The sequence below is a fragment of the Streptomyces sp. NPDC046900 genome (genome assembly GCF_040644975.1).
Taxonomy (GTDB): domain Bacteria; phylum Actinomycetota; class Actinomycetes; order Streptomycetales; family Streptomycetaceae; genus Streptomyces.
Genome location: NZ_JBEYXD010000004.1, coordinates 213,999 through 238,421, shown reverse-complemented (window position 1 = coordinate 238,421; position 24,423 = coordinate 213,999). Strand labels below are relative to the sequence as shown.

Annotated in this window: 21 protein-coding genes and 1 pseudogene; 10 read left to right on the top strand and 12 right to left on the bottom strand. The window is 71.4% G+C overall.

The window, feature by feature from the left end; all coding sequences use genetic code 11:
• Positions 1-43: 43 nt before the first annotated feature.
• Positions 44-1,846 (top strand): 5'-nucleotidase C-terminal domain-containing protein, encoded by a 1,803-nt coding sequence (locus ABZ904_RS06575; protein WP_360989348.1) that lies wholly within the window; start codon positions 44-46, stop codon positions 1,844-1,846.
• A gap of 220 nt (positions 1,847-2,066) precedes the next feature.
• On the opposite strand, the gene ABZ904_RS06570 is transcribed toward ABZ904_RS06575, so the two are convergent.
• The 6 genes from ABZ904_RS06570 to ABZ904_RS06545 form a co-directional block, all read right to left on the bottom strand.
• A complete protein-coding gene (locus ABZ904_RS06570; RefSeq protein WP_359389403.1) occupies positions 2,067-3,476 on the bottom strand; it encodes a SidA/IucD/PvdA family monooxygenase in 1,410 nt (469 codons plus the stop codon).
• The gene (locus ABZ904_RS06565) at positions 3,473-4,987 is read right to left on the bottom strand and encodes a pyridoxal-dependent decarboxylase (RefSeq protein WP_360989343.1); all 1,515 of its coding nucleotides are present in this window, start codon (positions 4,985-4,987) and stop codon (positions 3,473-3,475) included. The genes ABZ904_RS06570 and ABZ904_RS06565 overlap by 4 nt, the downstream gene beginning before the upstream one ends.
• Positions 4,988-5,169: 182 nt before the next feature.
• A complete protein-coding gene (pepN, locus tag ABZ904_RS06560) occupies positions 5,170-7,710 on the bottom strand; it encodes an aminopeptidase N (protein ID WP_360989340.1) in 2,541 nt (846 codons plus the stop codon).
• A gap of 38 nt (positions 7,711-7,748) precedes the next feature.
• The gene (locus tag ABZ904_RS06555; protein ID WP_360989337.1) at positions 7,749-8,378 is read right to left on the bottom strand and encodes a response regulator; all 630 of its coding nucleotides are present in this window, start codon (positions 8,376-8,378) and stop codon (positions 7,749-7,751) included.
• Between the two features lie 169 nt (positions 8,379-8,547).
• On the bottom strand, positions 8,548-8,898 hold the full coding sequence (locus ABZ904_RS06550) for a chorismate mutase (RefSeq protein WP_359389391.1): 351 nt from the start codon (positions 8,896-8,898) through the stop codon (positions 8,548-8,550).
• Positions 8,899-9,326: 428 nt separating this feature from the next.
• Positions 9,327-10,106 carry a serine protease gene (locus ABZ904_RS06545; protein ID WP_361821531.1) on the bottom strand — a complete coding sequence of 260 codons (780 nt, stop codon included), beginning with the start codon at positions 10,104-10,106 and terminating at the stop codon, positions 9,327-9,329.
• A gap of 232 nt (positions 10,107-10,338) precedes the next feature.
• On the opposite strand from ABZ904_RS06545, the gene ABZ904_RS06540 reads away from it, so the two are divergent.
• Both ABZ904_RS06540 and ABZ904_RS06535 read left to right on the top strand, forming a co-directional pair.
• Positions 10,339-11,235 carry a hypothetical protein gene (locus tag ABZ904_RS06540; RefSeq protein WP_360989470.1) on the top strand — a complete coding sequence of 299 codons (897 nt, stop codon included), beginning with the start codon at positions 10,339-10,341 and terminating at the stop codon, positions 11,233-11,235.
• Between the two features lie 103 nt (positions 11,236-11,338).
• Positions 11,339-12,082 carry an ankyrin repeat domain-containing protein gene (locus ABZ904_RS06535; RefSeq protein ID WP_360989330.1) on the top strand — a complete coding sequence of 248 codons (744 nt, stop codon included), beginning with the start codon at positions 11,339-11,341 and terminating at the stop codon, positions 12,080-12,082.
• 17 nt (positions 12,083-12,099) lie between these two features.
• On the opposite strand, the gene ABZ904_RS06530 is transcribed toward ABZ904_RS06535, so the two are convergent.
• Positions 12,100-13,008, bottom strand: a complete 909-nt coding sequence (locus tag ABZ904_RS06530; RefSeq protein ID WP_359389384.1) for an SDR family oxidoreductase — start codon at positions 13,006-13,008, stop codon at positions 12,100-12,102.
• Between the two features lie 298 nt (positions 13,009-13,306).
• Positions 13,307-14,074, bottom strand: a complete 768-nt coding sequence (locus ABZ904_RS06525) for an SDR family oxidoreductase (protein ID WP_360989324.1) — start codon at positions 14,072-14,074, stop codon at positions 13,307-13,309.
• 83 nt (positions 14,075-14,157) lie between these two features.
• On the opposite strand from ABZ904_RS06525, the gene ABZ904_RS06520 reads away from it, so the two are divergent.
• The 4 genes and pseudogenes from ABZ904_RS06520 (at position 14,158) to ABZ904_RS06505 (ending at position 17,742) form a co-directional block, all read left to right on the top strand.
• The gene (locus ABZ904_RS06520; protein ID WP_359389378.1) at positions 14,158-14,901 is read left to right on the top strand and encodes an enoyl-CoA hydratase family protein; all 744 of its coding nucleotides are present in this window, start codon (positions 14,158-14,160) and stop codon (positions 14,899-14,901) included.
• The gene (locus ABZ904_RS06515) at positions 14,898-15,803 is read left to right on the top strand and encodes a CoA-transferase (RefSeq protein WP_360989318.1); all 906 of its coding nucleotides are present in this window, start codon (positions 14,898-14,900) and stop codon (positions 15,801-15,803) included. Before ABZ904_RS06520 ends, ABZ904_RS06515 begins: the two co-directional genes overlap by 4 nt.
• Positions 15,800-16,522: pseudogene (locus ABZ904_RS06510) on the top strand (CoA-transferase); the annotation flags it as partial. The gene ABZ904_RS06515 and the pseudogene ABZ904_RS06510, both read left to right, overlap by 4 nt.
• Before the next feature lie 161 nt (positions 16,523-16,683).
• Positions 16,684-17,742, top strand: coding sequence for a nitronate monooxygenase (locus ABZ904_RS06505; RefSeq protein ID WP_361821525.1), 1,059 nt, complete (start codon positions 16,684-16,686; stop codon positions 17,740-17,742).
• Here the strand turns inward: ABZ904_RS06505 and ABZ904_RS06500 are convergent.
• From ABZ904_RS06500 to ABZ904_RS06490, 3 genes are read right to left on the bottom strand one after another with little or no spacing between them, the layout of a single operon-like run.
• Positions 17,726-18,883, bottom strand: a complete 1,158-nt coding sequence (locus tag ABZ904_RS06500) for an acetyl-CoA C-acetyltransferase (protein WP_361821522.1) — start codon at positions 18,881-18,883, stop codon at positions 17,726-17,728. The genes ABZ904_RS06505 and ABZ904_RS06500 overlap by 17 nt on opposite strands.
• Before the next feature lie 39 nt (positions 18,884-18,922).
• A complete protein-coding gene (locus ABZ904_RS06495; RefSeq protein WP_360989313.1) occupies positions 18,923-19,534 on the bottom strand; it encodes a TetR/AcrR family transcriptional regulator in 612 nt (203 codons plus the stop codon).
• Positions 19,535-19,576: 42 nt separating this feature from the next.
• Positions 19,577-20,362: an SDR family oxidoreductase gene (locus ABZ904_RS06490; protein WP_361821519.1), complete on the bottom strand. Its 786-nt coding sequence runs from the start codon at positions 20,360-20,362 to the stop codon at positions 19,577-19,579.
• A 59-nt stretch (positions 20,363-20,421) separates the two neighbouring features.
• Here ABZ904_RS06490 and ABZ904_RS06485 point away from each other — a divergent pair, with 59 nt between their 5' ends.
• The gene (locus tag ABZ904_RS06485) at positions 20,422-21,561 is read left to right on the top strand and encodes an acyl-CoA dehydrogenase family protein (RefSeq protein ID WP_361821516.1); all 1,140 of its coding nucleotides are present in this window, start codon (positions 20,422-20,424) and stop codon (positions 21,559-21,561) included.
• Positions 21,561-22,517 (top strand): acyl-CoA dehydrogenase family protein, encoded by a 957-nt coding sequence (locus tag ABZ904_RS06480; protein WP_360989307.1) that lies wholly within the window; start codon positions 21,561-21,563, stop codon positions 22,515-22,517. Before ABZ904_RS06485 ends, ABZ904_RS06480 begins: the two co-directional genes overlap by 1 nt.
• A 21-nt stretch (positions 22,518-22,538) precedes the next feature.
• On the opposite strand, the gene ABZ904_RS06475 is transcribed toward ABZ904_RS06480, so the two are convergent.
• The gene (locus ABZ904_RS06475) at positions 22,539-23,258 is read right to left on the bottom strand and encodes a VWA domain-containing protein (RefSeq protein ID WP_359389356.1); all 720 of its coding nucleotides are present in this window, start codon (positions 23,256-23,258) and stop codon (positions 22,539-22,541) included.
• 144 nt (positions 23,259-23,402) lie between these two features.
• On the opposite strand from ABZ904_RS06475, the gene ABZ904_RS06470 reads away from it, so the two are divergent.
• Entirely contained in the window at positions 23,403-24,314 is a 912-nt protein-coding gene (locus ABZ904_RS06470) for a rhomboid family intramembrane serine protease (protein ID WP_361821511.1), read from the top strand.
• Positions 24,315-24,423: the final 109 nt, after the last annotated feature.

Genomic DNA, 24,423 nt, shown 5'->3' with positions numbered 1-24,423 from the left:
GAATCTACGCGCGTCGTTGACCATTTCCCGAGGAGATTCTGAGATGCCCTTGAACCGCCGGAAGTTCCTGAAGAGATCCGCTGTGACGGGGGCGGGGGTGGCGCTGGCGGGCGCCGCGGCGGCCCCGTCCGCCGAGGCCGCTCCGGCGCACGCCGGCCCGGCGAAGAAGCGGTACTCCCTGACCGTGATGGGCACGACCGATCTGCATGGGCACGTCTTCAACTGGGACTACTTCAAGGACGCCGAGTACGCGGACAAGGCGGGCAACGCGCTGGGCCTGGCCCGCATTTCGACCCTGGTGGACCAGGTCCGCCATGAGAAGGGCCACTGCAACACGCTGCTGCTGGACGCCGGTGACACGATCCAGGGCACCCCGCTGACGTACTACTACGCCAAGGTGGACCCGATCACGGCCAAGGGCGGCCCGGTGCACCCGATGGCCCAGGCCATGAACGCGATCGGGTACGACGCGGCGGCGCTCGGCAACCACGAGTTCAACTACGGCATCGAGACGCTGCGGAGGTTCGAGTCGCAGTGCGACTTCCCGCTGCTCGGCGCGAACGCGGTGGACGCGAAGACCCTGAAGCCGGCGTTCCCTCCGTACTTCGTCAAGAAGTTCCACGTTCCGGGTGCGCCGCCGGTGAAGGTCGCGGTGCTCGGCCTGACCAACCCGGGTATCGCCATCTGGGACAAGGCCTATGTCCAGGGCAAGCTGGCGTTCCCGGGTCTGGAGGAGCAGGCCGCGAAGTGGGTGCCGAAGCTGAGGGCGATGGGGGCGGACGTGGTCGTCGTGTCGGCGCACTCGGGTACCTCCGGCAACTCGTCCTACGGTGACCAACTGCCCTATGCGGAGGACGCGGCCGCCAACGTGGCCCGGCAGGTGCCGGGGATCGACGCGATCCTGGTCGGTCACGCGCATCTGGAGATCCCGGAGCTGAAGGTCGTCAACGAGCAGACGAGGAAGACGGTCGTCCTGTCCGAACCGCTGTGCTACGCCGAGCGGCTGACGCTCTTCGACATCGAGCTGGTCTTCGTCAAGGGGAAGTGGGAGGTCGAGTCGGTCGCCGCGTCGCTGCGGAACTCCAACACGGTCGCCGACGACCCGAAGATCACCAAGCTGCTCACGGACGAGCACGCGAAGGTCGTCCAGTACGTCAACCAGGTCGTCGGCAAGGCGACCGAGACGTTGACGACGGTGGATGCCCGTTACAAGGACGCCCCGATCATCGACCTGATCACCAAGGTCCAGGAGGACGTGGTCAAGGCGGCGCTGGCGGGCACCGAGTACGCCGCGCTGCCGGTGATCGCGCAGGCATCGCCGTTCTCGCGTACGTCGGAGATCCCGGCGGGCAATGTGACGATCCGGGACCTGTCGAGCCTGTATGTGTACGACAACACGCTGGTCGCGAAGCTGATGACGGGCGCGCAGGTCCGGGCGTACCTGGAGTACTCGGCGGAGTACTTCGTGCAGACCGCCGCCGGCGCGCCGGTGGACGTGGAGAAGCTGACCAACGCGAACGGCCGTCCGGACTACAACTACGACTATGTCTCGGGCCTGCAGTACGAGATCGACATCGCCCAGGCCGCGGGCTCGCGCATCAAGAACCTGACCTACAACGGTGCCCCGCTGGACGACGCCCAGCAGTTCGTGCTCGCGGTGAACAACTACCGTGCCAACGGCGGCGGTGCCTTCCCGTTCGTGGCTTCGGGCAAGGAGCTGTGGTCGGAGTCGACGGAGATCCGGACCCGGATCGCGGAGTGGGTGACCGCGAAGGGGGTTCTGGACCCGGAGGACTTCGCGTCCGCCGACTGGAAGCTCACGCGGAACGGCGTGCCGCTCTTCTAGGAAGAACGGGGTTGCCCTTGCTCCGGATGTGACGCGGCGCGTGCGGCGCGTGCGTGGAGCCGGCCGGCGTAGAGCTGGCCGGTCGGCTCCACCACCGTCGGCGATGCCGCCGGTCCCGTCGGAGCGGCCACCCTCGGGGCGGGGGTCGTCGGTTGGTGCCGAGCGTGTGCCGCCACTCCCTCGGCTACCGTCCCGGGTGCCTCTCCGGACGGCTCCTTTCTCACCGTCTTTCGGCGAGCGGGGTCAGATCCATGGGCCGGCGGACGGCCGGGATCCAGTCGTGATGCTGGAGCCCGAACGTGGTGAAGGCGGTCCGGCGAGGCAGCGGGTAGGGCTCCTTGCCGGTGAGGGAGTTGAGGATGGTGGCGCTGCGCCAGGCGGCGAGGCCGAGGTCGGGGGTGCCGACTCCGTGGGTGTGGAGTTCGGCGTTCTGGACGTAGACGGAGCCGCTGACGGAGGGGTCCAGGACCATGCGGAACTGGTCGTCGATGCGGGGGCGCCCGCTGCTGTCGCGGCGCAGGTAGGGGTCCAGCCCGGCGAGGATGCGGCCGAGGGGGCGCTCACGGTAGCCGGTGGCGAGGACGACGGCGTCGGTGGTGAGGCGTGAGCGGACGTTCTGCTGGACGTGCTCCAGATGGAGTTCGATCTTGTTGGTGGCAAGGCGCCCGGCGGTGCGGACCCGGACGCCGGGGGTGAGGACGGCATCGGGCCAGCCTCCTTTGAGCGTACGGCGGTAGAGCTCGTCGTGGATGGCCGCGATGGTGCCGGCGTCGATGCCCTTGTGGAGCTGCCACTGGGCCGAGACGAGTCGGTCGCGGACGGGTTCGGCGAGGGCGTGGAAGAACCGCGTGTAGTCGGGGGTGAAGTGCTCCAGACCGAGTTTTGAGTACTCCATGGGGGCGAAGGCCTCGGTCCGTGCGAGCCAGTGGATCCTTTCGAGGCCGAGGGGCCGGTTGCGCAGGAGGTCGAGGAAGACCTCGGCACCGGACTGGCCCGCGCCGACGACGGTGATGTGCTCGGCGGTGAGGAAGTCCGTGCGGTACCGGAGGTAGTCGCCGGCGTGGATGACGGGCACTCCGGCGGATTCGACCAGCGGTTCCAGGGTTTCGGGCACGTAGGGTTCGGTGCCGACGCCGAGGACGATGTTGCGTGCCTGGGCACGGCCGAGGGCTTGGGCCGTGCCGTCCGTGCCGAGACGGGTGAAGTCGACTTCGAAGACGTCGGTCGCGGGGTTCCAGCGGACGGTGTCGACCTGGTGGCCGAAGTTCAGTCCAGGAAGGTTGCCGGAGACCCACCGGCAGTAGGCGTCGTACTCGGCGCGCTGGATGTGGAAGCGTTCGGCGAAGTAGAAGGGGAACAGTCGTTCGCAGGTCTTGAGGTAGTTCAGGAACGACCAGGGGCTGGCGGGGTCGGCGAGGGTCACCAGGTCGGCGAGGAACGGAACTTGGAGGGTGGCTCCGTCGATGAGGAGGCCGGAGTGCCAGTCGAAGCCGGGGCGCCGTTCGTAGAAGACCGCGTCGAGTTCCGTGAGCGGGTGGGCGAGGGCGGCGAGAGACAGGTTGAACGGGCCGATGCCGATGCCGACCAGGTCGCGGGGTGCTCGGGGTTCATGGCGTGCGGGGGTGGTCATCGGGTCGTGCTTCCTTCCACCAGGTTCAGGAGGGCGGCCAGGTCGCCGGGCCGGGTGTGGGGGTTGAGGAGGGTGGCCTTGAGCCAGAGGCGGCCGTCCAGCCGGGCGCGGCCGAGGACGGCGCGGCCGGCGTGGAGGAGGGTGCGGCGCACGGCGGCGACGGTGTCGTCGGACGCCGCCGTGGGCCGGAACAGGACGGTGCTGATGGTGGGCGGGGCGTAGAGCTCGAAGGCGGGGTGGTCGCGGACCAGTTCGGCGAACTGGTGTGCGTGGCCACAGACTTGATCGACGAGCGTGGCCAGCCCGGTGCGGCCCAGGGTCTTGAGGGTGACGGCGATCTTGAGGATGTCGGGGCGCCGGGTGGTGCGCAGGGAGCGCCCGAGGAGGTCGGGCAGGCCCGCGTCGGTGTCGTCGTCGGCGTTGAGGTAGTCGGCGCGGTGCCGCAGGGCGCTCAGGTCGTGGGGGTCGCGGACGGCGAGCAGGCCGGCGGCGACGGGCTGCCAGCCGAGTTTGTGCAGGTCGAGGGTGACGGTGTGGGCGCGCGCGAGACCGGTGAGCTTGGCGCGGTGGCGGTCGCTGAACAGGAGTGCGCCTCCGTAGGAGGCGTCGATGTGCAGTCGGGCGCCGTGGGCGGCGCAGATGTCGGCGATCCGGGGCAGGGGATCGATGAGGCCGGCGTCGGTGCTGCCCGCGCCGGCGGCGACGAGCAGCGGGCCGGCCAGCCTGACGAGCGTGGTGTCGAGGGCGGCCGGTTCGAGGGTGCCGCCGGGGGCGGGGACGACAACGGGTTCGGGCAGGCCGAGCAGCCAGGCGGCGCGCGTCAGGGAGTGATGGGCGCCCGCGCCGCAGACGAGCCGGACGCTTCCATGGGCTTCACGGGCGAGAAGCAGGGCGAGCTGGTTGGACTCGGTGCCGCCGGTGGTGACCAGACAGTCGCCGTTTCCTCGCGGGCCGCCGTGGATCTGGTCGGCGCCCCGTTCCTCCGGGCGGCCACAGCCCTCGCCGGTGCCCTGTTCCTGCGGGATGCCGCGGACCTCGTCCGCGCCTCTTTCCGGCGCGCGATCGTGATCCCCGCCGGCGCTTCTTGTCCGCGGATCGCCGTAGACCTCGTCGGCGAGGGCCCGTGTCACCAGCGTTTCCAGTTCGGAGGCGGACGGGGCCTGGTCCCAGGAGTCGAGGGAGGGGTTGAGCGCGCTCGCCGCCAGGTCGGCGGCGGTGGCGACCGCGAGAGGCGGGCAGTGCAGGTGGGCGGCGCACAGGGCGTGGGCGGGGTCGGCGGCCCCTTCCGCCAGGGCGTGCACGAGCGCCCGTACGGCGTCCGGGTCGCCCTCGTACGGCAGGACGTCGCCGACGGCCGCACGGACCCGGGCGGCCACCGCTGCGGGCCCCCCGCCGGGCAGGGGGCCGCCGCGGGCCCGTGCGCCCTCCTCGAGGGCGTCGAGGACGGTGGCGAGCAGCGATCGCAGGGCGCGCGGGCCTTCGGGTCCTGAGGCGAGAGGCGGCAAGCTCATGGGACGTCCTCCAGGCGCGCGGCGGGGAACCAAGCCTGCATGCAGGGAGGTTGGGCTCGCCCGGAGAGGACAACGATCCGACCCGAATGGGGGTACCGCCGTGGGGAGGAAGTGCCCACGGATGGCATATGCGGTGCCGGCCGCCGTCCCGCGACGGCACGGCGGCCGGCACCGCGGATCGGCTACGCCTCCCGGATGCGCAACGCTCGTGCCAAGTCGTCGAGTTCGTCCACGAGCTTGCGGCGCAGCGCCGGGGTGAGGTCGGCCTCGCTCAGGCACTGCTCACCCCGGTGCAGGGTGTCCGCGCTCACGGCGTGGCGGGGGAACGCCCAGCGGCCGGCGGCGGTGGCGATGGCGGGGCCGCGGCGGGCCGCGACGGCGGGTACGTCGGTCCAGTACCGCTCGACGTACTCCGCCAGCAGGTCGGCCTGTTCGGGCTGCCAGAAGCCCTGTGCGGTGGCTGTGAACAGGTAGTTGGACAGGTCGTCGGTGGTGAACATCGCCTCCCAGGCGCGCCGCTTGGCGTCGGCGTCGGGCAGGGCGGCGCGGCAGCGGGCGGCGCCTTCCTGGCCGGTGGCGCTGGGGTCCCGGTGGAGTTCCTCCGCGATGGCCCCCTCGTCCACGGCGCCGAGGACGGCGAGACGGCCGAGGATGCGCCAGCGCAGTTCGGGGTCGAGTTCCGGTCCGCCGGGCACGGTGCCCTCGGCGAGCCAGGCGGCGATGGTCTCCGGGTGGGCGGCGGCGTCGATGTAGTGGCGTACGGCGATCAGCCGCAGCCCGGGGTGGGAGCCGTCCTCGGTGCGGCGGATCAGGTCGCGGCACAGCGCGCTGAGGGTGGCGAGCGCGGCGGGCCGGTCGGTGGGGTCGCCGCCCTGCTCGAGCGGGGTCGAGGGCGTGGGGGAGGGCAGGTAGCGGTCGGCGACGTGACCGGCGGCGAAGGTGAGGACGCCCTCGAGCAGCGCCAGGTCGGTCTCGTGCGGGAGATGGGCGCGCGCGGCCTCCAGGTAGGCGGCGGCGGGCAGGTCGCCGTCGCGCACGGCGTCGCGCAGGGCGTTCCAGACGACCGCCCTGGTCAGCGGTTCCGGCAGCCCCGACAGGGCGCCGCGCACGGTCTCGAAGGACTCGGGGTCGAAGCGGACCTTGGCGTAGGTGAGGTCGCCGTCGTTGAGCAGGAGCAGGGCCGGGCGCTTGCCGAGGGGCTGCGGCGCGCTCTGCGGGACGTCGAGGTCGACGCGTTCGCGCAGGGTGAGGTCGCCGTCGTCGGCGGGGGTCTGGTCGTAGACGCCGACGGCGATGCGGTGCGGGCGGCTGCCGTCGTGGCCGACGGTGAGGGAGTAGGTGCCGTCGTCGGCCTGGGTCAGACGCGGAGTGAGGGTGTCGACGCCGGTGGTGCGCAGCCAGGCGTCGGCCCAGGCGTGGACGTCGCGGTCGGTGGCGCTCGCCAGGGAGTCGATGAAGTCGGCGAGGGTTGCGTTGCCGAACCGGTGGCGGGCGAAGTGAGTGTTGATGCCGGTGAGGAAGTCCTTCTCGCCGAGCCAGGCGACCAGTTGGCGCAGCGCGGAGGCGCCCTTGGCGTAGGAGATGCCGTCGAAGTTGAGGAGTGCGGAGGCGGTGTCGTCGACCGCTTCGGGGGCCACCGGGTGGGTGGAGGGCCGCTGGTCGGCGTCGTAGCCCCAGGCCTTGCGGGCGACGCCGAAGTCGGTCCAGGTGTCCGTGAAGCGGGTGGCTTCGGTCAGGGTCTGGTAGCCCATGTACTCGGCGAAGGACTCGTTCAGCCAGATGTCGTCCCACCACTTGAGGGTGACGAGGTCGCCGAACCACATGTGGGCCATCTCGTGGGCGATGACCATGGCGCGGGTCTGGCGCTGGGTGTCGGTGACGGCGGAGCGGTAGACGAACTCGTCGCGGAAGGTGACCAGCCCGGGGTTCTCCATGGCGCCCGCGTTGAACTCGGGGACGAAGGCCTGGTCGTAGGAGTCGAAGGGGTAGGGCTCCTCGAACTTCTCGTGGTACCGGTCGTAGCACTGGCGGGTGATCTCGAAGAGTTCGTCCGCGTCCGCGTCGAGGTGGGGGGCCAGGGAGCGGCGGCAGTGGATGCCGAAGGGCAGTCCGCGGTGTTCGGTGCGTACGGAGTGCCAGGGTCCGGCGGCGACGGCGACCAGGTAGGTGGAGATGAGGGGGGTGGTCGCGGCACGCCAGGTGCCGTCGCCCTGGTGGTTGGTGATGCCGTTGGCGAGGACGCTCCAGCCCTCGGGGGCCGTGACGGTCAGGTCGAAGACGGCCTTGAGGTCGGGCTGGTCGAAGGCGGCGAAGACGCGCTGGACATCGTCCATGAACAACTGGGTGTAGACGTAGGTCTCGCCGTCGGTGGGGTCGGTGAACCGGTGCATGCCCTCACCGGTGCGCGAGTAGCGCATGGCGGCGTCGATGCGCAGTTCGTGCTCACCGGCGATGAGGCCCTTGAGCGGGAGCCGGTTCTCGGCGAGCGTCTCGGGATCGAGGGGGTGTCCGTCCAGGGTGGCGGAGCGCAGCTCGGCGGGCTTGAGCTCGACGAAGGTGTCCGAGGCGTCTTGGTCCGCGCGCACCGTGAAGCGGATGACGGTACGGGAGTCGAAGGTCTCGTCGCCGCGGGTCAGGTCGAGTTCGATCTCGTAGCGGTGGACATCGAGGAGCCGGGCACGGGTCTGCGCTTCGTCGCGCGTCAGTACGGACATGAAGGACATGCTGCCTGATGGCACTGACGACGCACAGTGGTGTTCCGCTACACCCGCTTTGTCCGTTCCTCGTGCTGCTTCCGGGGAGGGTCGGGAGCCTTTCGGGCGCCGGGGCCCTCTCGCTGGCTCGGAAGGTTCGCTTCCGGACGCGGAAGGTTCGCGTCCGGGTGCGCGAGGGCGCGCGCCGACGGCGGGATACTGCCTGCCGGAGGAGGGATGCCGCCTGCAGGAGGCGGGACGGGCCGATCGAGCCGGGCGCGCAGGGCGCGCACTTCCCGCTCCAGGGCCTGCGAGCGCTGATGAGCGTCGTAGAGGTAGCGGACCTTGGTGCGCAGGGCCCAGGGGTCGACGGGTTTCATCAGGAGGTCGGCGACGCCGAGCCCGTATGCAGCCGAGGTGAGTTCGGCGTCGGGGCCGAAGCCGGTGATCAGGATGACCGGGATGTGCTGGGTCTGCTCCAGGCGCTGCAGGTAGCGCACGACGTCGAGGCCGCTGACCTGGGGCATGCGCACATCGAGGAGGAGCAGGCCGACCTGGCCGCGCAGTACCTCCTTGAGCGCGGCGTCACCATTCGTGGCGCGGGTCAGGCGGTAGCCCAGCGGGGCAAGAGCGCTCTCCAGCGCGTAGAGCGTGTCCACGTGGTCGTCGACGATGAGAATCCTGGCATCAGACGGCATGGCCCGAGGTCCCCTCGCTTGGATGACCAGCTTATGCCCGAACCGTCCTACCGTGCGTTCCTTTGACCTGACAAAGAGTCATCCGGCCGACTGGGGACGGCCGGAGCGTAGAGAGCGTTTACGGAGATCGGAGCACTCGGAGCAGATGACCGGGCGGCCGGGCCGGGTGTCACTCCCCCGCAGCGTCGGAGCCGGACGTGGCGTCATCGGCGATGCGCTCGTGGTGCCGGATGACCTCGGCGATGATGAAATTGAGAAGTTTCTCCGCGAACGCGGGGTCGAGTTTGGCGTTCTCGGCGAGCCGGCGCAGCCGGGCGATCTGGGCGGCCTCACGGGCCGGGTCGGCGGGCGGCAGCTGGTGCGCCGCCTTGAGGTGGCCGACCTGCTGGGTGCACTTGAAACGCTCGGCGAGCATATGGACGACGGCGGCGTCGATGTTGTCGATGCTGTCGCGCAACCGGGCGAGTTCGGCACGGACGGCGGGGTCGGCGTCCCCGGCGGCGGAGTGGCGGGAGGTCATGGCCGTCCACCCTACGGGGCCGGCCGAAGGACGGTCCTTCCTGTCCGGAGTGCGGATCGCTCCGACGGCGTACGCCGCCACTGCGCGCCCGAGTGAACCGGCGCGCCGAAGCGGCGGGGCGGTCGAGGAGGCGGTCGTCGGGCACGAGAAAGCGTCCACCGGAGGCGGCGATGGTCCGCACACGGCGTACGAGTCGTGCGCGCCGGGCGCGGAGGAAACCGTCGTACACACCCCCCTCCGCCCAGCGCCTGCACTCGGCCCACCCGACTGCCCCGCGGCGCCTGCGTCGGTGCGGTGGGCGGCAGGCGGCAGGCGGCAGGCGGCAGGCGGCAGGCGGCAGGCGGGGATGCCTACGGGGTGGGTGCCCACGGCCGGGGCGGGCCGCGGACACCCTCCCGCCCTCCGGGGATACGGCCGAGCGCGTCGGGCTAGAGTCCGGACGCGGCGCGGGCTATGTCCGCCGCGAACGTCGAGACCTCGGTGTAGACACCGGGGTAGCCGGCCCGTGCGCAGCCCTCGCCCCAGCTGACGATGCCGACCTGGAGGTACGCACCGGTGTCGTCCTTGCGGAACATGGGGCCGCCGGAGTCGCCCTGGCAGGTGTCGACGCCGCCCTGCGGGAAGCCGGCGCAGATCTCCTCACCGGGCACCAGATCGCCGCCGTAAGCCCGCTGACAGGTGGCGTCGTCGACGAAGGGGACCGTGGCCTTGAGCAGATAACGCTGCTGACCGCCGCCCTCACTGGTCGCGCCCCAGCCCGCGACGGTGAAGTCACCCTTGTTGTACGCGGTCGTGGTGGCGATCTTCAGGGTGGGCAGATCGATGGGCTGGGCAAGCTTGATCAGCGCCCAGTCCCTGCCCTTTCCGTTGTAGCCGGGGGCCTGCAGGACCTTGGTGGACCTCACCTTGATCGCGCTGCCGCTGCGCAGGTCGACGACACCAGCGGTGGCGGTGATGGAGGTGTTGCTGCCCGATCCGCTGACGCAGTGCGCGGCGGTCAGGACGATGTCGCCGGCGTACAGGGCGCCGCCGCAGCCCATGGACAGCCGCACCATGAACGGGAACTCGCCCTGTGCGGCCCGTGTCCCGCCGACCACCGGTTGGGGTGCGGCCTGCGCGGACAGGGGCTGGAGGGACAGGGCGGCGAGCGCGGCCGTGACGGCCGCGACGGCTCTCTTGAGGCCACTGATCTTCTTCAGGAACTTCAACGTGCTTCCTTCCGTGGGGGGGTTGACCGCATGGCGGCAGCACGCGAAGCACATATGACATGCCCCCGCCAAATCTTTACGGATTATTTGGAGAACCGGGCGAGGCGGCAAGAACCGGTTTCCGGCCAGTGGGCGGCGCGGCACGACGCCCTCGCCGCCTCGCACGCTCGGCCGCCGGGAGGAAGCACGCATACAGTGGATGCCAGTGCCGGCGTCTGAAGGGGGTGCGGACGTGGCGAACGGCGGCCCGGTCGAGCACGGCTACCCGCATCTGGACACGGTGCGGGCGGCGATCACCGCCCTGTACAAGCGGCTCTCCTGCGACACCATCCGCACCTTCGCGGCCAGCGTGGCCCCCGCCGACGTGGCCTTCTCCGACCTGGACGACCTGCATCTGGGGGCGCAGCGCGTGGCGCGCGAGCTGGTTCGGCACTACCGGCTGCCGGACGCCCGGATGATCATCGGCTTCCGTGAGATGACCCATGCGGCCAACGTCGAACTCGCCGCGGGCCCGGAGTACTTCATCGAGCTCAACGACCGGTTCCGCACCCACCGCCGGGACATCGGCGCGGCCCTCGCGCACGAGGTGATGCACGTCTATCTGCACCGCCTCGACCTGTCCTTCCCCGGCACGAGGGACAACGAGATCCTCACCGACACCGCGGCGACCTACCTGGGCGCGGGCTGGCTGCTCCTGGACGCCTTCCGCGAAGACAGGGCGTCCTCGCAGAAGCTCGGCTACCTGACCCCGGAGGAGTTCGGTTACGTCCTCGCCAAGCGGGCACTGCTGTTCGGCGAGGACCCGTCGATCTGGTTCACCAGCCCGCAGGCGTACACCGCGTACACGAAGGGCATGGCGCAGGCCCGCCGGGACGAGCAGCAGCCCCCGCTGACCGCCGCAGGCTGGGCGGGCCGCCGCCGCTACGCCCGGGACCGCCGCCACGCCGAGGACCACTCCGCCCCCGGCCCGCATCCGGGCGTCCCGTACGACTTCACCCCGGCCGGCCGCGGCCCGCTGCGCGTCTCCTTTCCCTGCCCCACCTGCCACCAGCGCATCAGGGTGCCCGTGCGAGGACGGGTGCGGGCGCGCTGCGGGCTGTGCCGGACCGTTCTGGAGTGCGACACCTGAGGCATGGCCGCCGGGCCATACGGCGTGAGAGGCAACGCCGAAGTGGCACGGAACACCTCAAATGTCTTTGCGCGGTGGGCCTTCGGAGAGCGAGGGTCGAAGCATGGACACGCACGAGCCGCCGGGGCTGTTCACGGCGGTGTACGAAGGGGACGAGGACACGGTCGTACGACTGCTGCGCACGGGCACGAGTCCCGAGTCGGTCGACGCGGAGGGCCAGACGGCCCTGTACCTGGCGGCGGTCGGCGACGCACCGGGCGTCGTACGGCTGCTGCTGACGGCCGGAGCCGATCCCGACCGCCTGAGCGCGGGCGCCGACGCGCCGCTGTGCGGTGCCGCCTGCGGGGGGCACACCGAGGTGGTACGGGCACTGCTGGCGGCTGGGGCCACCGCGGACCTGGAGGAGGAGTACGGGTTCCGCGCCTTGACCTGGGCGGTGCAGCGGGGGCACGTGGAGATCGTCCGGGCGCTGCTGGCCGCCGGCGCGGATCCGGACCTGCCCGGCCCTGCGGGCGAACCCCCACTGGTGGCCGCCGCTCGGCGCGGCTCGCCCGGCTGCGTACGGGCTCTGCTGGACCACGGGGCGCGGGCCCGCGGGGAAGCGCTTGCCGAGGCCCGGCGCTGGATGCGCCTGGATGTCGCGGCCGAACTGCGCGCGGGACTCGAGACGACGTACGGACCGGGGCACGAGTACGTCACGCGCCGCCGGGAGGAGGAGCCCGGGGCGGTGACCGTCGAGGTCACGCTGGTGCGCGAGGGCCGGCCGGCGGCGGGAAACGACCAGCAGACCGGACATGCCGCGATAGCGGGCCTCCTGGAAAACGGGCCGGGAGCACACGGCGGCTGACCACTCAGGGACGCGGACTACTGCGCCCCGTAGACCGCCCCGGGCGTCTCTGCCTGGGCCAGCAGTTTCAGTGCCGTCTCCCCCGCCTCGGCCGCAGTCCGGCGTGCTCCCCCGTCGGCGCTCGGACCCCGCCTCCACCCCTCCATGACGGTGATCCGTCCGCCCTCCGCCTCGAAGACGCGGCCGGTGACCCCCGCGCTCGCGGCGGACCCGAGCCAGACGACCAGGGGTGAGACGTTCCCGGGTGCCATGGCGTCGAACCCGGAGGCGGGCGCGGCCATCGTCTCGGCGAACGTCCGCTCCGTCATCCGGGTGCGTGCGGCGGGTGCGATGGCGTTGACCTGTACGCCGTAGCGCTTCAGTTCCGCGGCCGCGACCAGCGTCAGGGCCAGGATCCCGGCCTTCGCCGCGCTGTAGTTCCCCTGTCCCACCGACCCGGACAAACCTGCTCCGCTGCTGGTGTTGACGACCCGGGCGCACGGGACCAGCCCGGCTTTGGCCTCGGCACGCCAGTACGCCGCAGCGTGCCTCAGCGGCAGGAAGTGGCCTTTGAGGTGCACGCGCAGCACTGCGTCCCAGTCGTCCTCGTCGAGGTTGACCAGCATCCGGTCGCGCAGGAAGCCGGCGTTGTTCACGAGAGTGTCGAGCCGGCCGAAGGCCTCGAGAGCGGTCGCCACCAGAGACGCGGCCCCCGCGCTTGTCGCGATGTCACCGCCGTGCGCCACCGCCTCGCCGCCCGCGGCGCGAATCTCCGCCACGACCCGGTCGGCCGGGTCGCCGTTACCGGGGCCACCGTCGAGGCCGACCCCCAGATCGTTGACGACGACCCGCGCGCCCTCGGCGGCGAGCGCGAGCGCGTGGGCGCGGCCGAGACCACGCCCCGCCCCGGTGACGATCACTACTCGGCCGTCGGCGATACCCGTCATGTCGTGTCCCCTCGTCCGATCGTGTCGCTGGATCGACTTGTCCATCTGTCGTCACCGGCATGCCTGTTGACGCCGGTACGCGCTCACTGAACGGCCGTGGGGTGCTTCTCCGCCTTCGCGGCCTCCCCGACCGTCTCCTCGCAGTCGGCAGGTGCGTGGGCCCTCGGCCGTGAAGACCGTCCGTGCGCAACCGTCGGATGCCTGAGCCCACGGCCGTGAAGACCGTCCGCCTGCACCCGTCCGGTGCCCCTCGCCCCGCTCGTCACGGTCGTTCGCCTGCGACCGCCTGACCCGCCCGTCACGTTCGGTCGCCTGCGGCCGCCGCGTCCAGGAACGCCGGTCGTTCCCCTCCCCCGTGGACGAGCAGGCTGGCGCCGGTGATGTATGCGGCGGCGTCCGAGGCGAGGAAGACGGCGGCCGCGCCGACGTCGGACGGCTCGGCGAGCCGCCCGAGCGGGACGGTGCGGGAGACGGCCGCGATGCCGTTCTCGTCGCCGTAGTGGAGGGACGACAGTTCAGTGCGGACCATTCCGGCCACGATCGTGTTGACCCGCACCTCCGGCGCCCACTCGACCGCCATGGAACGGGCCAGATTCTCCACGCCCGCCTTGGCCGCTCCGTAGGCGGCGGTGCCCGGCGAGGGGCGGCTGCCGCTCACGCTGCCGATCATCACGACCGCTCCCCTGGCGCGCCGGAGGTGGCCGTACGCGGCGAGGGAGACGGTCAGCGGCGCAATGAGGTTGAGTTCGACGACCCGGGCGTGCCGTTCGGGTCCGGCGTCGGCGAGGAGCCGGTAGGGGGCGCCACCCGCATTGTTGACCAGGACGTCGAGGCGGGGCAGCGCGTCGAAGAACTCCCGTACGGCGGCCGGGTCACGCACATCCAGCGGCGCGAACTCGGCACCCTTGGCCGGTGCTTCGGGCGGCCGCCGGGCGCACACCACCACGTCGGCGCCGGCCTGGACGAACGCGCGGGCGATCCCCGCGCCGACGCCCCGGGTGCCGCCGGTGACGACGACGGTCCTGCCCCGCAGGCAGGCGGTGGCCCCGTCCTTCGAGTTGTCCACAGGGGCCTCCCGCAGGGATGCGTGGGCTGCTAGCTTCGAATCGCACCTAACAAACGTTTGGTGGAAAGGTAGCTGATGTGCCCATGGGTGTCTCCACCTCGTGCCCGGAAAAAGGGATCGCCGTCGTCACGGTCGGCTTCCCGCCGGTGAACGCGCTGCCGGTGGCCGGCTGGTTCGACCTGGCCGACGCGGTGCGGTCGGCCGGCCGCGCCCCCGAGACCCGCTGTGTCGTGCTGGCCGCGGAAGGACGCGGTTTCAACGCGGGTGTGGACATCAAGGAGATACAGGCCGAGGGCGGCAGCGCGCTGATCGGGGCCAACCGCGGTTGCTTCGAGGCGTTCTCGGCGGTCTACGAGTGCGAGGTGCCGGTGGTGGCGGCGGTACAGGGCTTCTGTCTGGGCGGCGGGATAGGTCTCGTCGGCAACGCGGACGTGATCGTGGCGAGCGAGGACGCGGTCTTCGGCCTGCCCGAACTGGACCGCGGCGCGCTGGGCGCGGCCACGCATCTGGCCCGGCTGGTCCCCCCGCACCTGATGCGCGCCCTCTACTACACCTCGCGCACGGCGACCGCGGCCGAACTGCACGCCCACGGTTCGGTGTGGCGCGTGGTACCGCGGGACGGACTGCGCACGGCCGCCCTTGAGCTCGCCCGGGAGATCGCCGCGAAGGACGGCGAGCTGCTGCGGCTCGCCAAGGCCGCCATCAACGGCATCGACCCGGTCGACGTGCGCCGCAGTTACCGCTTCGAGCAGGGCTTCACCTTCGAGGCCCATGTCAGCGGCGTGGCCGGCCGCGTCCGGGACAGGTTCGGGAAGGAGGACGCGTGAGGGACAAGACGATGGCGGCCGACCAGGTCGTCGCCCGGCTGGAGAGCGGTATGACCCTCGGCATCGGCGGCTGGGGCTCCCGCCGCAAACCGATGGCCCTGGTACGGGCGCTGCTGCGCACCGCGATCAACGACCTCACGGTGGTCTCGTACGGCGGTCCGGACGTCGGCATGCTCGCGGCCGCAGGGCGGATCCGCAGACTCGTCGCCGCGTTCACGACCCTGGACACGATTCCGCTGGAACCGCACTACCGGGCGGCCCGTGAGGGCGGCGCGTTCGAACTCGTGGAGGTCGACGAGGCGATGTTCATGTGGGGCCTGCACGCGGCGGCGAACCGGCTGCCGTTCCTACCGGTGCGGGCGGGTGTCGGCTCGGACGTGATGCGGGTCAACCCCCGCCTGCGGACGGTTACTTCACCGTATGGGACCGAGTGGCCGTTCACCGGCGGGGACGAGTCTGAGGAAGGGACGGCGGCTCCCGGACCGCGAGAGGAGTTCGTCGCGATGCCCGCGCTGCGGATGGACGCCGCTCTGGTGCACGTCAACCGCGCCGACCGGCTGGGCAACGGTCAGTACCTGGGCCCGGACCCGTACTTCGACGACCTGTTCTGCGAGGCCGCCGACACGGCGTACGTGTCGTGCGAGCGGATCGTCGACACCGCTGAGCTGACGAAGGAGGCCGCACCGCAGACGCTGCTGGTCGGACGGCACACCGTGACCGGCGTGGTGGAGGCGCCGAACGGAGCGCATTTCACGTCCTGCGCCCCCGACCACGACCGGGACGAGCCCTTCCAGAAGCACTACGCCACCACGGCGTGGCCGGCGTTCGCCGAGCAGTTCCTCTCCGGGGACGAGCAGGCGTATCAGTCGGCCGTCCGGTCCTGGCACCGGGAGCGGTCATGAGCCCGGCGACCCGCGCCGAGTACTGCGTGATCGCCTGCGCCGAGGCCTGGCGCGACGCGGGGGAGATCCTCGCCGGCCCGATGGGCCCGGTGCCGTCCGTCGGTGCGCGGCTCGCCAAGCGCACCTTCTCGCCGGACCTGCTGCTCACCGACGGCGAGGCCATGCTGGTGGACGCCGACGGCACGGTGGAGGGCTGGCTGCCCTATCGCCGGCATCTGACCCTGGTCACCGGAGGCAGACGGCACGTGATGATGGGCGCGAGCCAGATCGACCGCTTCGGAAATCAGAACATCTCCTGCGTGGGCGACTGGGCGAAGCCCCGGCGGCAGCTGCTCGGGGTGCGCGGGGCACCGGTCAACACGCTCAACAACGCGACCAGCTACTGGATACCGCGGCACTCACGGCGGGTGTTCGTCGAGCGGGTCGACATGGTGTGCGGGGTGGGGTACGACCGCGCGGCCGAGCATCCGGCCACCGCTCGCTTCCACCGCATTCCGCGTGTGGTGTCCGACTTCGGCGTCTTCGACTTCGACACCCCGGACCACTCGATGCGGCTGGCCACGCTGCATCCGGGGGTGACGGTCGAGGAGGTACGGGAGGCGACCGGCTTCGAGCTGACGGTCCCGCAAGAGGTGCCGTACACCCGTGAACCGACGCCGAAGGAGCTGCGGTTGATCCGTGAGGTGATCGACCCGCTGAGCATACGGGAGCGCGAGGTTCCCGATCGCGGCCCCCGGGTGCCTGGTAACAGCCCCGAGGCTGCCGGGCGCGCCCCCGAGGTTCCGGGTCACACCCCCGGGGTACGCCGTGACCCGGACAGCCGGAGCCCCGGTCCCGGCGGCTCGATCCCCGATGGGCATCCGGCGGGCGGAGGCCGTTGATGGACACGGCGCTGACCCGGCTCGTGGGAGTCAGGCATCCCGTCGTGCAGAGTGCCATGGGCTGGGTGGCCGGACCGCGTCTGGTCTCCGCCGCGGCGAACGCGGGCGCACTGGGCATCCTGGCCTCCGCGACGATGACGCCCGACCGGTTGCGGGAGGCGATACGGGAGGTCGCGTCCCGCACGGACGCCCCGTTCGGGGTGAACCTGCGCGCGGACGCCGGGGACGCGGGCGACCGGGTACGAATCATGATCGAGGAGGGTGTGCGCGTCGCCTCCTTCGCGCTGGCTCCCTCGCGGGAGCTGATCATCGAACTGAAGACGGCGGGAGTGGTGGTGATTCCGTCCGTGGGGGCCCGGCGGCACGCGGAGAAGGTGGCCGCCTGGGGCGCGGACGCGGTGATCGTGCAGGGAGGTGAGGGCGGCGGTCACACCGGCGAGGTCGCGACGTCCGTGCTGCTGCCGCAGGTGGTGGACGCGGTGGACATACCGGTGGTGGCGGCCGGCGGCTTCAGCGACGGACGGGGGCTGGTCGCGGCGCTGGCGTACGGGGCGGCCGGAATCGCGATGGGCACGCGGTTCCTGCTGACATCGGACTCGACGATGCCGGAGGCGGTCAAGGCGCGGTATCTGGCGGCGACGGTGAAGGACGTGACGGTGACGAGGACGGTGGACGGTGTGCCGCACCGCATGCTGCGTACGGAACTGGTCGATGCGCTCGAACGGTCTGGCCGCGCGAGGGCCCTGCTGCGGGCCGTGCGCCGGGCGGAAGGGCTGCGGAGGCTGTCCGGGCTCAGCCGGCGGCAGATGATCCGCGACGGTCTTGCCCTCAAGCAGGGCAGAGAGTTGACGTGGGCACAGGTCCTGCTGGCCGCGAACACGCCGATGCTGCTCAAGTCGGCCATGGTGGACGGGCGGATGGACCTCGGGGTGATGGCCTCCGGGCAGGTCGCCGGAGTGATCGACGACCTGCCGTCGTGCGCGGGGCTGGTGGACCGGATCATGGCGGAGGCGGAGGAGGTGCTGAAGGGCCTGGAATCGCTCAGAGCCGTTCGATGATCGTCACGTTCGCCTGGCCGCCGCCCTCGCACATGGTCTGCAGACCGAAACGGCCACCGGTCCGCTCCAGTTCATGGAGCAGGGTCGTCATGAGCTTGGCGCCGGTCGCGCCCAGGGGATGGCCCAGCGCGATGGCGCCGCCGTTGACGTTGACCTTCGCCGGGTCGGCGCCGGTCTCCTTGAGCCAGGCGAGGACGACCGGGGCGAACGCCTCGTTGATCTCGACGAGGTCGATGTCGTCGATCGTGAGACCGGTCTTCTTCAGGGCGTGCACGGTCGCCGGGATCGGGGCGGTCAGCATGCGGATCGGGTCCTCGCCGCGTACGGAGAGGTGGTGGATGCGGGCGCGCGGAGTCAAGTCGTGTTCGCCTACGGCCCGTTCCGAGGCCAGCAGCAGGGCCGCCGCGCCGTCGGAGACCTGGGAGGAGCAGGCGGCGGTGACGGTGCCGCCCTCGATGACCGGCTTCAGCCCGGCCATCTTCTCCAGCGAGGTGTCCCGGCGCGGCCCCTCGTCTACGGCGACGTGCCCATAGGGGACGATCTCCCGCTCGAAGCGGCCCGCGTCGATGGCGCGCAGTGCGCGCTGGTGCGAGCGCAGCGCGAACTCCTCCTGGTCGCGCCGGGTGATGCCCCATTTGGCGGCGATCGCTTCGGCGCCGTGGAACTGGTTGACGGGCTGGTCGCCGTAGCGGGCGCGCCATCCCTCGCTGCCCGCGAACGGCCCCTGGGTGAGGCCCAGCGGTTCGGCGGCCTGGCGGGAGGCGAAGGCGATCGGGATCTGGGACATGTTCTGCACACCGCCCGCGACCACCAGGTCCTGGGTGCCCGACAGCACGGCCTGCGCGGCGAAGTGCACGGCCTGCTGCGAGGAGCCGCACTGCCGGTCGACGGTCACGCCCGGTACCTCCTCGGGCAGCCCGGCCGCGAGCCACGAGGTGCGGGCGATGTCGCCGGCCTGCGGCCCGACCGTGTCGAGGCAACCGAAGACGACGTCCTCCACGGCTGCCGGGTCCACACCGCAGCGCTCCACCAGCGCCTTGAGCACATGTGCCCCCAGGTCGGCGGGATGGACCCCACTCAGCCCGCCCCGGCGCCGCCCGACGGGCGTACGGACCGCTTCGACGATGTAGGCCTCGGTCATGGTGGACTCCCTTGGAGAGGAAAGGGGTTGATGTACGGGTTACTCCCGTACCGCGATGCCGTCGAGCACCATCGACAGGTACTGCCGGGCGATCTCCTCCGGGCTGTGCTGTCCGCCGGGGCGGTACCAGGACGCGGCGACCCACACCGTGTCGCGTACGAACCGGTAGGTGAGCCGGACGTCGAGGTCGGACCGGAAGACCCGGTCGGCGACCCCGTGTTCCAGCGTGGACAGCCATGCCTTCTCGAACTTGCGCTGTGACTCGGCGAGGAACGTGAACCGTTCCTGTGCCACGAGCTGTTTGGACTCCTTCTGGTAGATCGCGACGGCGGCGCGATGCCGGTCGATCTCCCGGAAGGACTCGGTGACCAGCGCCTCGAGCGTTTCGCGCGGGCCGAGTTCGGCGTCCAGGACGGTGTCGTAGCCGTCCCAGAGCTCGTCGAGGAAGGTGCGGAGGATCTCCTCCAGCATCGATTCCTTGGAATCGAAGTGGTAGTAGAGGCTCCCCGCGAGCATCCCGGCGTGGTCCGCGATCTTCCGTACGGTGGTGGCGTTGTAGCCCTGCTCGGCGAAGACCTCGGCTGCGGTGTCGAGGAGTTCGCGGCGGCGGGCGGGCGCGGCGGTCACCTGGGGCTTCTTCTTGGTCGGCACGGGTCCATTGTGATCCCGGTGGCGCTGGTCCATCGCACGGCTCTAGGCGTGCTGGCTGCTGACGGCGACGACCTCGCCGGTCATGTAGGAGGAGTAGCCGGACGCCAGGAAGACGATCACATTGGCCACTTCCCATGGTTCCGCGTACCGCCCGAAGGCCTCCCGCGTGGTCAGTTCCTCGAGGAGTGCGGGGGTCGTCACCTTCGCCAGGTAGGGGTGCATGGCGAGGCTCGGCGCGACCGCGTTGACCCGTACCCCGTACTCCGCGGCCTCGATCGCGGCGCAGCGGGTCAGGGCCATCACGCCTGCCTTCGCGGCGGCGTAGTGGGCCTGTCCGGCCTGGGCACGCCAGCCGATCACGGAGGCGTTGTTGACGATCACGCCGCCGCCCGTGCCCTTCATCGAGCGCAGGGCCGCCCGGACACAGCGGAAAGTGCCGCCCAGGGTCACATCGAGCACCTTCGACCACTGCTCGTCGGTCATGTCGGCCAGGGCCGCCGTGCCGCCCAGTCCGGCGTTGTTGACGACGATGTCGAGTCGGCCGTGCGACCTGGCGGCCGTGTCGAAGAGTGCCTGCACCTGGGACTCGTCGGTGACGTCGCAGGCGACCGCGGTCACCGCGCCGCCGAACTCCCGGCCGAGCTCCCGCTCGTACTCCTCGAGGCGGCGCACATGGGCGTCGCTGATCACCACGCGTGCGCCCTCCTCCAGGAACCGGCGCGCGGTCGCCGAGCCGATCCCCGCCCCGGCCGCGGCGGTGATGACGGCGGTGCGGCCCTTCAGCAGCCCGTGCCCGGGCAGGTACGACGGACTCTCGACGCCTGTCATGGGCCCACGCTAACCTACCAAACACTTGTTAGGGAAGCCGCCATCGAAGGGTACCGGCCGTGGACCTCACCCACTCACCCGCCGACCAGGCCTTCCGCGCCGAGGCCCGGTCCTGGCTCGCCGCGCATGTGCCCGCGGACCCGCTGCCCTCCCTGGAGACGGAGGAAGGGTTCGCGGCCCACCGCGCATGGGAGGCCGAACTCGCCGCGGACCGCTGGTCGGTGGTGTCCTGGCCGCGCGCGTACGGCGGACGGGACGCGGGTCTTGTGCGGTGGCTGATCTTCGAGGAGGAGTATTACGCGGCGGGCGCGCCGGGCCGCGTCGGTCAGAACGGCAGCAATCTGCTGGCGCCGGCCCTGTTCGAGCACGGCACCGGGGAACAGCGGGCCCGGGTGCTCCCGCCGATGGCCACCGGCGAGGTGGTCTGGGCGCAGGCGTGGTCGGAGCCCGAGGCCGGCTCCGACCTGGCCTCCCTCAGGTCCAGGGCCGTACGGACGCGGGGCGGCTGGCTGCTCGGCGGGCAGAAGACATGGTCCTCACGGGCCGCCTTCGCCGATCGTGCCTTCGGGCTGTTCCGCAGCGATCCGGAGGCGAACAGGCCCCACCAGGGCCTCACCTACCTCATGTTCGACCTGCGTGCTCCCGGTGTGACCGTCCGGCCCATCGGCCGTCTCGACGGCAGGCCCGCCTTCGCCGAGATCTTCCTGGACGACGTCTTCGTCCCGGACGAGGACGTGCTCGGCGAACCCGGTCAGGGCTGGCGGGTCGCGATGGCAACAGCGGGAAACGAACGCGGGCTCACCCTCCGCTCCCCCGGCCGCTACCTCACCGCCGCCGACCGGCTGCTGGAGCTGTGGCGGGCCCACGGCAGCCCGCCGTCGGCGAGCGACCGGGTCGCCGACGCCCTGATCGGCGCCCGCGCCTATCAGCTGTTCACCTACGCGGGCGCCTCCCGGTTCCTGGACGGCGAGCCGACCGGTGCGGAGTCCAGCCTGAACAAGGTCTTCTGGTCGGAGTTGGACATCGCGCTGCACGAGACCGCGCTCGATCTGCTGGGTGCGGACGGCGAGTTGGCGGACGGAGCCTGGGCCGAAGGCTATGTCTTCTCCCTCGCGGGCCCCGTCTACGCGGGCACCAACGAGATCCAGCGCGACATCATCGCCGAGCGTCTGCTCGGCCTGCCGAAGGGCCGCCGCTGATGCGTTTCCTGCCGACCGACGAGCAGCGCGCCTTCGCCCGCTCGCTGGACGCACTGCTGACCGCCGCCGACACCCAGGCGGTCGTACGCTCCTGGAGCGCGGGCGATCACACGGCCGGGCGGGCGCTGTGGTCCCGGATCGCGGAGGCGGGGGTCTTCGCGCCGGCGGTCCCCGAGGCGTACGAAGGGGCGGGCCCGCTGCCCGTGGAGCTCGCGGTGGCCTTCGTGGAGCTGGGACGCCACGCGGTACCGGGTCCCCTTGTGGAGACGGTGCTCGCGGCGGTCCTGCTCGCGGACCTACCCGAGCGCGCCGAGAGGCTGCTGCCCCAACTGGTCTCCGGCAAAGCCGTGGCCACGGTCGGCGCGCCGTACGCCCTGGACGGGGACATGGCCGATGTCGTCCTCGCACTGAGCGACCGTCAGGTGTGGCTGTCGCCGGGCTGCCGACCGGGGACGAAGCCGTCGCTCGATCCGGCCCGGCGGCTCGCCACGCCGCTCCCCGGCGGAGAACTGCTGTGCGCCGGGGTTCCCCCGTCCGCGCTCGGCTGGGCGCGCCTGGCCACCGCCGCCCAGGCCCTGGGCGTGGGCCTCGCCCTCCTCGAGCGGACGGTCGCATACGTCAAGCAGCGCGTGCAGTTCGGCGTGCCCATCGGCTCGTTCCAGGCGGTCAAGCATCGGCTGGCCGACGCGCTGACCGCCTTGGAGTTCGCACGCCCGCTGCTCTTCGGAGCCGCTCTGACGATGACCCCGGCGGACCTCGCCGCGGCCAAGGTCGCGGCCTGCGAGGCGGCGTACACGACCGCACGCACCGCACTGCAGTTGCACGGCGCGATCGGCTACACCGCCGAGTACGACCTCTCCCTCTGGCTCACCAAGGCACGTGCGCTGCGCACGGCGTGGGGCGGGCCGGCGGAGTGCCGCGCCGCCGTACTCAGCGGCGCCCGCCCGCGCGGCTGAGGGCCGGCGTGACCTGCGCCCTCACGTCACGATGCCCTTGGCCCGGGCCGCCGCGAGCCACTGGGGGAACTCGCCCACCAGCCGGTCGTACAGTTCGGCGTCGGACAGCTTCCGCGGGTCCGAACCGGCGTGGAAGAAGCCCGCGTTGTCGACCATGCGCTTCTGCGGTACCGGCAGCTCGTCGAGTCTGCGCAGGAAGTCGAACTGCTTGCTGTCCGGGTCCCCGAACCCGATGAACTGCCAGAACATCGGCAGCTTGGCCGCCTTGCACAGATACCGTTCCGCGGCGGGCCTGTTGATGGGACCGCCGTCGGTCTGGAAGACGACGAGGGCCGGGTCCTTGGAGCCGCTGTCCAGGTAGTGGTCGATGACGGCGTCCATCGCCAGGTGGTAGCTGGTCTTCCCCATGTGCCCGAGTCCGGCCACGATCGTGTCGATCCGGCCCTGGTGCTGGTCGAGGGATATCGCGCTCACGGCGTCGATGTCCGTGGAGAAGAAGACGAGCGGCACGCTGCCGTCGTCGTCGAGGTGCGCGGACAACCCGAGCACCCGCTCGGCGAGCGCCTGCACACTGCCGTCCTTGTAATACGGCTTCATGGACCCGGAGTAGTCGACGACCAGGTAGACGGCGGCCCGCTGTCCGCCCAGCCCGTGCTTGGTGAGGGACACCCCGGCGCTCTTGTACAGGCTGACCAGCGCGGGGGCGGTCTCCTCGACCTTGCGGAGGCTGATCGCGGCCATGCGGACTCCTTGCGCCGGCGGGACGGGAGGCCGACGTTACGCCACCGCCGCCCCCGCCGATCGCCTTCCCCGTAGGTTCGCTATTTTGTTCGCCGCCGTCCCCACCGGCTCACCACCCGTCCAACCCCGTTCGAGGAGCCGGCTGTGGAGTCCGAGTCCACCGTCACCACCTGCTACCGCCACTCCAAGGTGGAGTCGCATGTGCGCTGCGTCCGCTGCGACCGCTACATCTGCCCGGACTGCATGCGCGCGGCGGCTGTCGGCCACCAGTGCCCGGAGTGCGTGAAGGAGGGGGTCCGCTCGATCCGCCAGGCCCGCACGGCGTTCGGTGGCCGGATCACCACCGCCCCCGTGGTGACGTATGTGCTGATCGGCCTCAACGTGCTCGCCTACCTCGGTGAGCTGGTGCGCCCCGCGATCGAGGACCGGTTCGCGATGCTGGGGGCCGGGCTCCGGGACGCGAGCGGCGGACACTATCTGTGGCAGTACCCGTATCCGTCCGGGTGGCACGCCGAGGGTGTCGTGGGCGGGCAATGGGAGCGTCTGCTGACCGGCGCGTTCCTGCATCTTCCGCCCACTCAGGGGACGTTCGGGATCCTGCACATCGTGATGAACATGGTGTCGCTGTGGAACATCGGGCGGGGGGTCGAGGCGCAGCTGGGCCGCGTCCGCTACCTCGCGCTCTATCTGCTGTCGGCCCTCGGCGGGTCGGTGCTCGTCCTGCTGCTCGCACCCGGCACCCCGACGGTCGGCGCGTCCGGCGCCATCTTCGGGCTGGGCGCCGCGTACTACGTCATGGCCAAGCGGCTCGGCGCCGACATGAGCACCGTCAACCGTTTCATGGCGGGCCTGCTGGTGTGGCTGCTGATCTCCGCCGGCCTCACCTCCTGGCAGGGACACCTCGGCGGTCTGCTGGCCGGCGGGCTGGTGACGCTGGTGTACGCGTACGTCCCCAGGGGCCCGCGCCGCGGCATGATCCAGACGGCCGCCTGCCTCGGACTTCTGGTGCTGCTGGTGCTGCTGACGGTGGGCAAGGTGACGGAGCTGACGGGATGAGCGGCGCGGACCGCCGTCGCTGAACCGTCCCCGGACGCGCCGCGGCGCCCGCCCAGAGTCCGGTCGGGGACAGAGGCGGGCGCCGTGCTCAGTTCCGTACGCCGTTGTA